A 12,905-nucleotide genomic window follows, 5' to 3' on the forward strand; every position below is an offset into this window, starting at 1 on the left:
GCCAACACCACTAGCGACGGCGGGGGTTCGCGATCACAGGCACGGCGTGCACTCAAAGAGGAGAATCATGAAACGAGCAAGGCTTGTCCAATGGGGCGTCGGCATTCTCGCCGTCTGCCTCGTGACATCGGCGTGCGGTGGTGACGACTCGTCATCGTCGTCATCAGCTGCGCCGTCCTCCGGCCCCGCTTTGAGCGGCGCACCCATCAAAATCGGTTTCGCGGTATCCGAGACCGGTGTTCAGTCGTCGAGCACAGCAGCGTCCGTTCCCACCGCCGAAGCGTGGGCAGACCAGATCAACAACACCGGCGGACTCGGTGGCCGGCCGGTCGAGATCGTGGTCGCCGACACCAAGAACAACGCGGGAAGCGCGCAGGCGGCAGTCCGCGGTCTTGTCGAGGATCAGCAGATCGTCGCAATGCTGTTGTCGGACTCCGTCGCTGAAGGTGCAGTCGGAGATTACCTGCAGCAGCAGAACATCCCCGTGATCGGCGCTGCCGGCTACAAGGCGGATGTGTGGAACGGGTTGAGCAACTTCTTCACCACCGCACCGAACGCTGGGATGGTCGTCCAGTCGCTGGCCACCTCCGGCAAAGCTGCGGACGCCAAGGTGCTCAGCGCGGGTGTCTGCGCAGAGTCGGCAACATGCGCCGACGACGCATCAAAAGCTCTCGCCCCTGCGGCGGCGGCCAACGACATGAAATACGGCGGCGCAGTGACCATCTCGGCCACAGCCGCCAACTACACAGCTGAGTGCCTCAACTTCAACAAGCAGAACGCCGACTACGTCGCACTGCTCGTCACAGTCGACACCTCGGTGCGCGTCATGACCGACTGCATCCAGCAGGGCTTCGACGGAACGTTCGGTACCTCGTCGACCAGCTTCAATCCGACGGAGTACGGGAAGGTCGCGGGCATGAAGATGGCCGGCACGCTCAACGGATTCCCGTGGTGGGCCGACTCCGAGCCGGTCAAGAAGTTCCGTGACGCACTCGACACGTACAAGTCCGGCACCGACTACACGAGCACCAGTGCAACGACCACCTGGTCCAGCCTGGAACTGTTCCGTACCGCCCTCGGTTCGAATACCGCGGACGTCACGCGTCAGAGTGTCTTCGACGGGTACTACTCGCTCAAAGACGAGACCCTCGGTGGCCTGTTGCCCCAGCCGGTGACCTTCACCAAGGGCCAGCCCTCTCCCCAGATCAAGTGCTTCTGGCAGTTCAAGTTCAACGCCGGTGACGACAGCCCTGAGCTGCTCGCTCCGAGCGGTGAGTCGGGCAACGGGGACAGCGGCGATCTGGCCACTGCCTGCGCAGCATAAGTAACTAAGGAATCGACCAACACAATGGACGCACTACTACCTTTCATCGTCGCCGGTATCGTGACCGGCGCAGTGCTCGGCATCGCCGGCACGGGTCTGGTTCTCACCTACAAGACATCGGGGATCTTCAACATCGGGCACGGCGCTGTAGCTGCTGCTGCTGCGTATTGCTTCTACTATCTCTACGTTGATCACGAATGGTCATGGTGGGCCGCGTTCATTGTGGCGGTCGCAGTGTTGGGTCCGTTGTTCGGCGTGCTGCTCGGCTTCATGAGCCGGGCGCTCGCCGAACAACCACCTGCCATGAAAATCGTTGCCACTGTCGGTCTTGTCCTACTCGTTCAGGGCGTCGCGACGGCGCACTACGGATACGACCCGCTCAACCTCCCGCAGTACCTGCCGAACGGTCGAAAGTTCTTCGAACTCGGTGGCGTCAACATCACCTACGCCCAGGTCGTGGTCATGGTGGTTTCTGTGGTCGCAGTTGCGGCCCTATATGTCCTCTTCAAGTTCACCCGGACCGGACTGGCCATGCGTGCGGTGGTCAACGACCCGGAGTTGGTCGGTCTCCACGCCACCAATGCATTTCGAGTGCAACAACTTTCCTGGATCATCGGCTCTTCGTTCGCCGCCCTGGCCGGTGTGCTGATCGCGCCGTTCACCGGCATCGAAGCGGTGGCTCTCACATTCCTCGTGGTGCAGGCGTTCGGCGCCGCGGCGGTAGGTGCATTCTCGAGCATCCCGCTGACCTACTTCGGTGCACTGCTGATCGGCATCGCCGCGAGTTTGTCCACAAAATATGTGGTCGACTTCCCGGTGCTCAACGGTCTGTCGTCGAGCCTCCCGTTCTTTTTCTTGCTCATCGCCCTACTGGTCATCCCGAAACGCAAGCTCGAAGTGCCTGCGCGCGCCGAGAAGCCACCGGTGCTGCCTTGGAAGGGCCCGAACAATCTGCGGTTCACGATAGGTCTGGTGGTCATCGCCGTCCTGGCCGTGGTTCCTGCGGTGGTCGGATCGAATCTGTCGTATTGGACCATCGGTCTGACGCAGGCCATCATGCTGCTCTCGCTGGGTCTGCTCGTCCGGACTGCCGGTCTGGTGTCGTTGTGCCAGGCGGCATTTGCCGCGATCGGCGCAGCCGCATTCGCACAGTTCATGTCTGAACTCCATCTGCCCTGGCTGCTCGCTCTGCTGCTCGGAGGGCTGGTGGTGGTCCCGGTCGCCGCGCTGCTTGCGTTACCCGCGATCAGACTCTCCGGCCTGTTCCTCGCATTGGCGACGCTCGGCTTCGGTCTGATGGTGGAACAGCTGCTGTACCCGCGCTCGTTCTTCTTCACCCAAACCGGTGTCGGCCGAGAAATGCCGCGACCCAGCGGTTTCGAGAGTGACACCTCGTACTACTACGTGGTGCTCGCCTTCTTCGTCATCACCGCCATCGCGATGATGGTCATCCATCAGATGCGGGTGGGTCGTACGCTGCAAGGCCTGTCCGGCGCGCCGCTGGCCGTCCGGACGCTCGGCTTGAACGTGAACATGTTGCGGGTCATCGTATTCTGCATCGCCGGATTCTTCGCAGGCATCTCGGGCATCCTCTACGGATCGACCGTGCACTTCGCGATTTTCGGGGACTCCAACTACACGGCGTACTACTCGCTGGTCCTCATCGCGACCCTGATGTTGATGCCTTTCCGGGAGCCCTGGTACGCCGTCGTCGCAGTCATCGCGTCGGTGATCCCCGCCTACGTCGACAGCGACCACACCGCAAGTTATCTGAACATCATCTTCGGCCTCTCGGCAGTCATCATCGCCACCCAGGGCGGTGCCAAGCCGATGCCGATGCGGGCACGGGCGCTGATCGAGAAGCGGTTCGGCTCCGCGCAGCGCCGGAAGACACCGAAAGCATCAGTGCAGGAACCGCACTGGCATGTCGCCGAAGAAGCGACCAGTCTCGAGGTCAAGGACCTGACCATCAAGTACGGCGGCCGAGTGGCGGTCGAGAACATCACCTTCGCAGCGCCCGTCGGGCAGATCACCGGCCTGATCGGTCCGAACGGCGCCGGCAAGACAACAACATTCAACGCGACGAGCGGTTTGCTCGCCCCCACCACCGGCAGCGTGTGGTTGCATGGGACGAACGTCACCGGTTTCGGCACGTCGAAGCGCGGACGCCTGGGCCTCGGGCGGACCTTCCAGCTCATGCAGCTGGCGGATTCGCTGACCGTCGCCGAGAACGTGGCGTTGGGAATCGAATCATCGCTCGCAGGGTCCTCGGTCCGGGGTCAGCTCATCGCCACTCCGGCTGAGCGTCGAGCGACCATGGCAGCAACCGAGCATGCGATGGAGCTCTGCGGTATCGCCGACATCCGGAACGTCCCGGGTGGTGCGCTGTCCACCGGACAGCGGCGCTTGGTCGAGTTGGCACGTTGCCTCAGTGGACATTTCGACATCCTGCTGCTCGACGAGCCGTCGTCGGGACTCGATCCCGCGGAGACCGAACAGTTCGGGATCACGCTGCAGAATGTGGTGCGAGACCGAGGGTGCGGAATCCTGTTGGTCGAGCACGACATGGCTCTGGTCCTGGGAATCTGTAAGGACATCTACGTGCTCGACTTCGGCAAGATGCTCTTTCACGGAACCCCGGAGCAGGTCCGCACCAGCAGCCTGGTGCAGTCGGCCTACCTCGGTTCGTTCGACAAGGACAAAGAAGAACTCGCTCATGAAGGAGTGCTCGGATGACCAGTCTCGACAGTCCGGTTGTAGACAGAGCCGTGGCCACAGATGCGCTGGAATTGAGCGGCATCAGTTGCAGTTACGGTCAGACCCAGGTGCTGCGTGACGTGACGATCAACGTGCAGGCAGGCAAAGCGACCGCGCTCATCGGGCCGAACGGTGCCGGTAAGACGACGACCCTGCGGGTTGCTTCCGGCGTCCTCAAACCCAGCAGCGGGACGGTCCGGATGTTCGGAGAAGAGATCACGCGGGTCCCGACGCACCGGCGTGCCGATCGCGGGTTGTGCCACATCCCGGAGGGCCGCGGGGTGTACCGCAATCTCAGTGTGGGGGAGAACCTGTTGATGCAGGCCCCTCGGGGCAAGGCCAAGAACAGTATCGAACTCGCGACATCGGTCTTTCCGATCCTCGGTAAGCGACTGAGTCAGAAGGCGGGAACGCTCAGTGGTGGTGAGCAGCAGATGCTCTCGCTGTCGGCCGCCTATGTGCGGAACCCGAAGCTTGTCCTGGTCGACGAGCCGTCTCTGGGACTCGCGCCGATCATCGTGGACGTTGTCTTCGACTTCCTCGAAAAGCTGAGGACCGCGAAGACCGCACTGCTGCTGGTGGATCAGTACGCGGTGCGGGCGTTGAGCATCGTCGACACCGCCTACGTGCTGCGCCGTGGTCAGATCGCCTACTCAGGTGATGCTCAGAAGCTGCTCAGCGGCAACATGTTCGAGCAGTACATCGGCTCCGACGGCACTGCGTGAGTGGTGGGGATCGCCTGTTGTCGACCGACGTCGCCGACGACCCCAGCAGTGCGCCTGCCTGGTTTCAGACCGCGCTCGCAGCACTGCCCGAGCGAGGGACGACAGTCAGCTCCGGTGTGCGGATCCAATGGCGGGCCTGGGGACAGGCAGATCGACCCGGACTGATCCTCCTGCACGGTGGTGGTGCGCATTCGGCGTGGTGGGATCACATCGGTCCGCACCTGACCACGGACAGACGCGTCCTGGCCATCGACTTCAGCGGGCATGGGGACAGTGGGCGACGGGCGACCTACGACATCGAGAGCTGGGCCGCAGAAGTGGTGGCCGTAGCCGGCGAGGCCGGATTCGCGCATGGACTCGTCGTGGTTGGTCACAGCATGGGTGCACTGGTCGCGTTGAGCTGTGTCCCTCGCCTCGGCGACGCGGTGGCAGGGGCCATCCTCGTGGATCCTCCGGTACGCATCCCTGATACCGCTCAGCGTCTTCTGCGAGAACGATTCGCGACCAAACCGGCCCGCGTCTATCCCGATCGCGAAGCGGCCGTGCGGAGTTGGCGTCCATCACCGCAGCAGTTCGTCATCCCGCATGTCGGACGACACATCGCTGAAGAATCGATCCGTGAGGTCGATGGTGGCTGGACGTGGAAGTTCGACCCCGCCAACTTCGACCGAAGCGAGCCGGACCCGCACCAGTGGACGCCTTCCCCATGCCCCGTGACGGTCTTGCGGGCGGAGCACGGCATGCTCAGCCCCGACATGGCCGACCTGCTCGAGCGTCGCGTGGGCCCCCGGGTACGCATCACCCAGATGGCCGGTGCCGGGCACCATGTGATGCTCGATCGACCGGTCGAACTCATCGACGCAATATCAACGGCCACTGACGATTTCACTCGCGGCGCGCAGAGAGCGGTGACAGGATGAGTACTGGACGTGCCCTGCTGGTCGGAGGGACCGGACCCACCGGCCCGCACATCGTCGAAGGACTACAACAGCGGGGATTCGAGGTGACGCTGCTCCACCGCGGCACGCATGAACTGCCCGAGCAGGCCGCCCTCGAGCACATCCACGCCGATCCGCACTTCGCCGAGAGCGTCTCCGAAGCGGTCGGCGACCGCCACTTCGATCTCGTGGTGGCGACCTATGGCCGACTGCGACACGTCGCGGCGGCCTTTGCCGGCCGCTGTGAACAGTTCGTCGCGGTCAGTGGGGCGCCGGTGTATCAGGGCTATCACGTGCCGGAGAGTCGGAATCCGATCGGCATTCCGGTGTCGGCAACGGAGAGCGACGTGGGATGGACCGACGGGCCAGAACCCACTGACGACGCTTCACGCTTCTCTCAGCGGATCCTCGCGGCCGAACGCTCCGTCTTCGATCTGCACGACTCAGGTGCCTTCCGCGCCTCGATCTTTCGCTACCCGAGCATCTACGGCCCACGTCAGCTCTACCCACGCGAATGGTCGATCGTGAAGAGGATCCGGGACGGACGGAACACCATCCTGATGCCGGACAACGGACTGACCATCTCGTCGCGATGTGCCGCGGTGAACGCGGCCGGCTTCCTGCTTGCGGCCGTCGATCGGCCCGACGCGGCAGCCGGCGAGGTGTTCAACGTGGGCGATGTCCAGCAGTTCTCGTTGCGTCAGTGGTGCCAACTGATCTCGGGTTTTGCCGGCGGATCGTTGGAGGTCGTGTCCCTGCCGTTCGACCTGGCGGGGCCCGGCCGCGGGCTGTTTCCGGTGCCCCACGACGAACATGGGCTACTGAGCATTCACAAGGCACGGACGGTACTCGGCTACGTTGAAATGGTGTCCGCAGGCGATGCGCTCCGCGACACCACCCGGTGGTACCTCGACAACCCGCCGGACGAACGGACCACGTCGAGGATGACCGACAAGTTCGATTACGCGGCAGAGGATGCTCTTCTTGCCGCGTACCGGCACGCGGCCGCGACGATGGCAGAGTTCCAGCAAGTGCCCGAGACAGCTCCGCATCCGTACGCTCACCCGAAAACCGTGGGCGCGGTGGACCATCGCGGCCGATAGCGGGTCAGTAATATTGCTAATAATGTTATAGTTGTGTTTGTGACCACAAGCGAAGGCTCACCTGGAGGCCGGTCGGCATCGTTGCGGGGCATCCGAGTCCTCGATGTGACCAGAGGCGTCGCAGGGCCGGTTGCCACCATGCTGCTGGCCGACCTCGGAGCAGAGGTCATCCGCGTAGAGATTCCGCGAGTGCCGTCCGACAGTCCTGAACTGCCGGGGTCGGTGATGTGGCACCGGAACAAGAGGATTTGCGTCGAAGGACCCGATTCACCGATCGTGGCTGATCTCGTTGCAGGCGCCGACATCATCGTAACCACTTCCTCAGATGTCGCCGATGCACTGGGACTGTGCGAGCACACGGTGTCGGGTGGCCTGCAAAACCATCAGATCCACGTGTCGATGCCGCCTATTGCCGGCTCGGACAAGCTCGACGGTCAGACCATTGACGCGCTCGCGGCGGCATTCAGCGGCGTTGCCCGTCGGCAATCGTCGTTCGACGGCGGACCTGTCGAATCGGTCTACCCGTTCCTCTCTTACATGCAGGGGCTCTGGGCTGCCACGACCACGATCGCGGCACTCATCGAACGCGAGCGATCTGCGCGCGGCCAGACCATCACCGTCGACGGTATGCACGGCGTCCTGGTCGCGGCAACGACCACGATGGTCGTCGATCCCGCAGGCTCCTCGCCGATCACGAGTGTGGGTGCAGGCGGGCCCAACCCGACCTACACCACCTACCGCTGTGCTGACGGCGAGTGGCTGTTTCTCGGCGCGCTGACAGAGAAGTTCCAGTCGACTGCCTTCGCGTTGCTGGGTTGCAGCGACATCCTCGACGACGCGCGGATCGCCGGTGATCGGGAAAAGCTCTATTCACCGCAACACCGCGGCTGGGTGCGCGAGCGACTGGCGGCGGGTTTTGCCTGCCGTGATCGGTCCGAGTGGCTCGAATTGCTGGCGGTCAACGATTGTCCGGCAAGCGCTGTCGGACAACGCGATCAGTGGCTGTCTCACCCGCAAGTGCTGGCACTCAACCAACGTCGCAGCGTCAGGGATCCGCTCGTCGGCGTGACGACGATGCCGTTTTCGCCTGTCGACCTGTCCGAGACACCCGTGCGCGATCCACGGCCGCGTTCGTTCACCTCATCACATCGCTGGATCGGTGCCGCGTGGCAGCCGGGGACGTCGACATCGACCGACCTGCTCGCAGACGGTGATTCTGGTGCCGCGGAAGGTCCTCTCGCCGGGACCAAGGTGCTGGATCTCGGTACCGTGCTGGCCGGACCCTACGCGGGGATGTTGCTTGCCGAACTGGGTGCGGATGTCGTGAAGGTCGAGCCACCGTCCGGCGATGCGTTCCGGGTTCGCGGGTATCCGCACTACCGCGGTCAACGCAGTCTGGCCCTCGACCTTCGAGATGACGGGGGCTACAAAGCTTTTCAGTCGCTGGTCGAGCACAGCGGTGTTGTCATCGACAACTTCCGCCCCGGAGTCCTCAAACGACTCGCCATCGAGCGCGAGAGTCTCATGTCGGTGCGGCCGGACGTCATCACCGTGTCCATCACCGGGTTCGGTGACGTCGGGCCGCTCGGTGGTCGACCGGGTTTCGACCCGGTGCTGCAGGCCATGTCGGGCATGATGGCAGCCCAGGGCGGCGACGATCACCCGGTGTTCTCGACGATTGCGGTGAACGACGTCGCCGCAGCGTGTGTCACTGCGCTCGGCACCTGCGCAGCGCTGTTCCATCGGGTCCGCGGCGGTGGGGGGCAACAGGTCACGACGACCCTTGCCGCGGTGACTTCCTTCATGCAGAGCGGTGAACTCGTCGAGTTCGCAGGGAGGCAGCCATCACCCACCGGGGGCCGGGATCACCGCGGGTCTGCAGCGCTGTCCAGGTACTACCCCACAAGCGACGGGTATGTGCGCATTCACGTCGACAATGTTCGCGACCTGATCTCGGCGGGTCTCCTCGCGACGGAGCCGCCGCTCGAAGAGCTGACGAACGTGATCGCCAATGCCCTGTGCCAGTGGGAAAGTGCGGCTGTGGTGGGGCAGATCGGCGCTGTCGGCGGGTTTGCCGTGGCGGCCCGAACGTTCCGCGACCTGCTCGACGACCGGGTGGTCGCCGACAACGAGTATCTCCAGTCAGTGGTGTGGCCCGACGGGCGAACCACATTCCTACCCGGTCGCTACGCACATTTCTCGCGATCACAGCGCGCGGGAGTGATGACACCACCGGGTCTGGGCGAGCACAGTGAAGAAGTGCTGGCGGAATGCGGTGTGAGCGGTGATCGTTTCGAGGAACTCGTGCGCAGAAACGCGGTGGTCAGCGAGGGACCGATCCCGTCTGTCGCCGACGTCGGCTACCGCTGACCGCCGGGATCGTGCAATTCAACCGAAAGGCGTTGGGAGAAGATATGAGTGAGAAATCGATTGAGGCAAGACTGTCCGATCTGGAAGCGCGGATCGGTCACCTCGAAGACGAGAAGGCTGTGCGGGAGTTGCTGTCTCGCTATGGCTACTACGCCGACGCGTGTCTCGATGAAGAGTATTTCGGGATCTTCACCGACGACTGCGTGATGGATGTGTCGTCAGGAGCGGCCGAAGATCCCTACGGTGTCATTACCTGGCAGGGCAAGGACGCCATGCGCGAGTTCCTTGCGGTGAGAACCGCTGGACACGGTGACGGTTTCTACGGACGCAGCCTGCACATGCAAGGAAACAACCTGGCCATTCGGATTGACGGTTCCACCGCAGTGGCCAACGGATACTCGTTCATCCTTCACCAGGAGGAGCCTGACATCCGCCTCGTCAGTGCGTCGATCAACGAATGGCACCTGATCAAAGAGGACGGACAGTGGAAGGTGCAGAAGCGGATTCGCCGACGTGTCGGTGCGCCTGACTCCGCGAAGGTGCTGAGGTCGACCGAGTCCTGAGTCGTTCGTCGGTCACCATCTCACGGGGCGGTGATCGGCGAACGTCACCGAGTGGCGAAGTCTGCTGCCTCGGTGAGGAGCTGGTCGAGCTGGTTGCGCGCCTCGTCAAGGCGACGGGCATACTCGTCACGCTGCTTGGCGACTTTGTCCTCGACAGCACGCACGTCGGAGTCGACCGACACTGCAGCGACCGCAGGTACGGCCTGGCGCTCTGCTGCTGCGGCGAAGAACTCGCGAACGATGGCCTTGGCCAATCTGTCGTAATCGATGTCGATCGCAAGTGCGCCGTTGGCACCGGCACGAACAGCCCCGGCAGACGGAGCCGGGGACGAGGAACCAGAGCGGATCGATTCCGCGGCTTCGGCAGCGGCGATAGTGTATGTCCGTTTACCGCGGATCTCTCGGCTGATCTCGCCATCAGCGTCCATTGCGGCGATCAGCTGGATGAATGCGACGGATGACCCCTCGTAGCCGATGGCGTCTTTGAGGACTTTGGTGGCGTAGCCCGAGGGATCGTCAACTGGCCCAGCCGTCATCAGGTACTGTCTGATCCGGGCGCGGGCCGTATGGTCTCGGGCCATTGCGCACTCCTAGGTGGGTAGTCTTCGATTCGGCGATTTCCTTGCACATCCTCGTCGAATTCCTTGTTTGGGACCAGGCTAACACACGTTTGTCGACAACTAGGAAGAAGCTGCGACAATTGCAACACAAGTAACTCATTTGCGTCGAATGCCGGTCCTTACAGCGGTGTTGGACAGCCGGGTAAACGATCATTGAATAACCGCTAACTATGCTCCGCTGCGGAAGGTTGACATGGCACATCATTGGCTGCACAAGTGCGAAGTCGGTACACCGGTAGGGCGGAGCTAGGGCGCGTGCCATGTTGCCTGTGGCCACGCGCCGGAATCGGTTGCGGCTTTGAGCAGGCTGGTCAGGGCGTGGTCGACGACCTCGACAGCCGGGGTGGGGTGGGCGGTTCGGGGGACTGCTTTGACCACATCGCGACATGCGAGAGGGTCGGCGATCGGGCTCCCCTGGAGCGTGCCGGCGGCGATCTCATTGGCGACGCTGATGCCGGGCAGAATCGTCCACCCGTGTCCGCCCTGTACGAGTTGTTTCTGGACTCGCATCGAGTTCGTCTCCGCAGCGGTGGTGACTGTGATGCCGGCGCGCACTGCGGCCTGATCAATCAAGATCCGCAGTCCGTGTCCCGGGTTGGGCAGGACGAAGGGTTGGTTGTCGACCATCGTCAGATCCACGGCATTCTCGGGGTCGAGGACCGCGCCACCTGAAGGTGCGATCAACCACAGTTGTTCGCGCGCCAGCGGTGTGACATTGAGATCCGATGTCTTCTTCAAGTTGTACAGCAGGGTCAGGTCGAGATCGCCGTCATCAAGCCACTGCTGTAGGTGCCCAGAGTAGGCGGAAACAATTCTGAGTCTGATTCCTGGATAATTCTGTGCGAGAACCGAAGTCAAAGCATTGCAGATGATGTCGCTCATACTGTCGAGAATCCCGACGGTGACAATACCGCGAACGTCGTGGGGTGTCGGGACTATTTCGGTCCGCACTCTGTCGAGTTCCGTAAGCGCTCGACGGGCTCGGTCCACCAGTATTTCCCCGGCCGCGGTGGTGTGCATCCCCGCAGGACTGCGTTCGAAGAGTGTGACACCCAGTTCGTGCTCAAGGGCCTTAATCTGCCTGGTGACGGCCGGCTGCACGAGATGAAGGAGCTGCGCTGCCCGGGTGACGCTGCCGGTCTCGGACACGGCGATAACCGCTTTCAGCTGCTTGAAGTCCATCTCGGAAGTATTCTCCGCAGGCATAGGGGTATGTCAAGAAGGTATTTGTCGCTGTATCCCATCACAAGACATGATGAACTCACTCGTCGGAGTCGTTCAGCCCTGATGTCAGGCAGATGTTCGAGGATCCGATGTCCATCACAGTCGATGTCAGGAGAGCAGCCATGGCTGAACTGAACGCCGAGGAACGATCGCTGGTCCAGACGGTGCGTGATTTCGTCGACAAGCAGGTCAGGCCGACCGCTCGCGAGCTGGAGCACGCGAATACGTATCCCGAAGAGCTGATCGAGACCATGAAGGAGATCGGCATCTTCGGTCTTGCGATCCCTGAACCGTACGGCTTCGGTCAGGTGTCGATGCCGTGCTACGTGCAGGTGACCGAGGAACTCGCACGCGGCTGGATGAGTCTGGCCGGGGCGATGGGCGGGCACACGGTGGTCGCCAAACTCATCCTCACATTCGGCACAGAAGAGCAGAAGGAAAAGTATCTTCCGCTGATGGCCAGCGGCGAGCTGCGGGCAACCATGGCGCTCACCGAACCGGGTGGCGGTTCCGATCTGCAAGCAATGACCACCCGCGCGACAGTGCAGGGCGACGACTATGTCATCAACGGAAGCAAGACGTGGATCAGCAACGCCCGCCGCGCGGGACTTGTTGCGCTGCTGTGCAAGACAGATCCCACCGCGCAGCCCGCACACAAGGGTGTCTCGATTCTGCTCGTCGAGAAGGTTCCCGGATTTGAGGTCTCTCGGGATCTGCCCAAACTCGGATACAAAGGTGTCGAGAGCTGCGAGATCAACTTCACCGACTGTCACGTCCCGGCGACGGCTCTGCTCGGCGGGGTCGAAGGTAAGGGCTTCGCGCAGATGATGAAGGGGCTCGAGGTGGGCCGGATGCAGGTCGCTGCACGCGCGACCGGCGTTGCGCGCGCCGCTTTCGATGATGCGCTCCGGTATGCGCAGGAGCGTGAGAGTTTCGGCAAGCCGATCTGGCAGCACCAGTCGGTGGGGAACCTGCTGGCGAACATGGGCACCAAGTTGCAGGCTGCCCGCGCTCTGTTGCTCTCTGCCGCCGAACGTGTCGACTCCGGTGAACGCAGCGACATGGAAGCCGGGATGGCGAAACTGTTCGCTTCCGAGACCGCGATGGAGATCGCGCTCGACGCGGTCCGGGTGCATGGGGGATATGGCTATTCAACCGAATACGACGTCGAACGTTACTTCCGCGACGCACCATTGATGATCGTCGGTGAAGGTACCAACGAAATTCAACAGGGCGTCATCGCCAAACAGTTGGTCAAACGCGGCGGACTCACGATCTGAT

Annotated in this window: 10 protein-coding genes; 8 read left to right on the forward strand and 2 right to left on the reverse strand. The window is 62.7% G+C overall.

The window, feature by feature from the left end; all coding sequences use genetic code 11:
- Window positions 1-67: 67 nt before the first annotated feature.
- From CSW57_RS21840 to CSW57_RS21870, 7 genes are read left to right on the forward strand one after another with little or no spacing between them, the layout of a single operon-like run.
- Window positions 68-1,324, forward strand: coding sequence for an ABC transporter substrate-binding protein (locus tag CSW57_RS21840; RefSeq protein WP_099384751.1), 1,257 nt, complete (start codon window positions 68-70; stop codon window positions 1,322-1,324).
- A 24-nt stretch (window positions 1,325-1,348) separates the two neighbouring features.
- Window positions 1,349-4,060, forward strand: a complete 2,712-nt coding sequence (locus tag CSW57_RS21845) for a branched-chain amino acid ABC transporter permease/ATP-binding protein (protein ID WP_099384752.1) — start codon at window positions 1,349-1,351, stop codon at window positions 4,058-4,060.
- Entirely contained in the window at window positions 4,057-4,806 is a 750-nt protein-coding gene (locus CSW57_RS21850; protein ID WP_099384753.1) for an ABC transporter ATP-binding protein, read from the forward strand. Before CSW57_RS21845 ends, CSW57_RS21850 begins: the two co-directional genes overlap by 4 nt.
- A 17-nt stretch (window positions 4,807-4,823) precedes the next feature.
- A complete protein-coding gene (locus CSW57_RS21855) occupies window positions 4,824-5,726 on the forward strand; it encodes an alpha/beta fold hydrolase (protein WP_189339397.1) in 903 nt (300 codons plus the stop codon).
- Window positions 5,723-6,847 carry an NAD-dependent epimerase/dehydratase family protein gene (locus CSW57_RS21860; RefSeq protein ID WP_099384755.1) on the forward strand — a complete coding sequence of 375 codons (1,125 nt, stop codon included), beginning with the start codon at window positions 5,723-5,725 and terminating at the stop codon, window positions 6,845-6,847. Before CSW57_RS21855 ends, CSW57_RS21860 begins: the two co-directional genes overlap by 4 nt.
- A 39-nt stretch (window positions 6,848-6,886) precedes the next feature.
- Complete coding sequence (locus CSW57_RS21865) at window positions 6,887-9,217, forward strand: CaiB/BaiF CoA-transferase family protein (protein ID WP_143696595.1); 2,331 nt, start codon at window positions 6,887-6,889, stop codon at window positions 9,215-9,217.
- A gap of 44 nt (window positions 9,218-9,261) precedes the next feature.
- On the forward strand, window positions 9,262-9,780 hold the full coding sequence (locus CSW57_RS21870) for a nuclear transport factor 2 family protein (RefSeq protein ID WP_099384757.1): 519 nt from the start codon (window positions 9,262-9,264) through the stop codon (window positions 9,778-9,780).
- Window positions 9,781-9,824: 44 nt separating this feature from the next.
- On the opposite strand, the gene CSW57_RS21875 is transcribed toward CSW57_RS21870, so the two are convergent.
- A complete protein-coding gene (locus CSW57_RS21875) occupies window positions 9,825-10,361 on the reverse strand; it encodes a hypothetical protein (protein ID WP_099384758.1) in 537 nt (178 codons plus the stop codon).
- A 285-nt stretch (window positions 10,362-10,646) separates the two neighbouring features.
- A complete protein-coding gene (locus CSW57_RS21880) occupies window positions 10,647-11,582 on the reverse strand; it encodes a LysR family transcriptional regulator (RefSeq protein WP_099384759.1) in 936 nt (311 codons plus the stop codon).
- A 164-nt stretch (window positions 11,583-11,746) separates the two neighbouring features.
- Between CSW57_RS21880 and CSW57_RS21885 the strand changes: the two genes are divergently transcribed.
- A complete protein-coding gene (locus tag CSW57_RS21885; protein ID WP_099384760.1) occupies window positions 11,747-12,904 on the forward strand; it encodes an acyl-CoA dehydrogenase family protein in 1,158 nt (385 codons plus the stop codon).
- The last annotated feature ends 1 nt before the right edge of the window (window position 12,905 follow it).

The organism is Williamsia muralis (assembly GCF_002735905.1).
Lineage (GTDB): Bacteria > Actinomycetota > Actinomycetes > Mycobacteriales > Mycobacteriaceae > Williamsia > Williamsia muralis_A.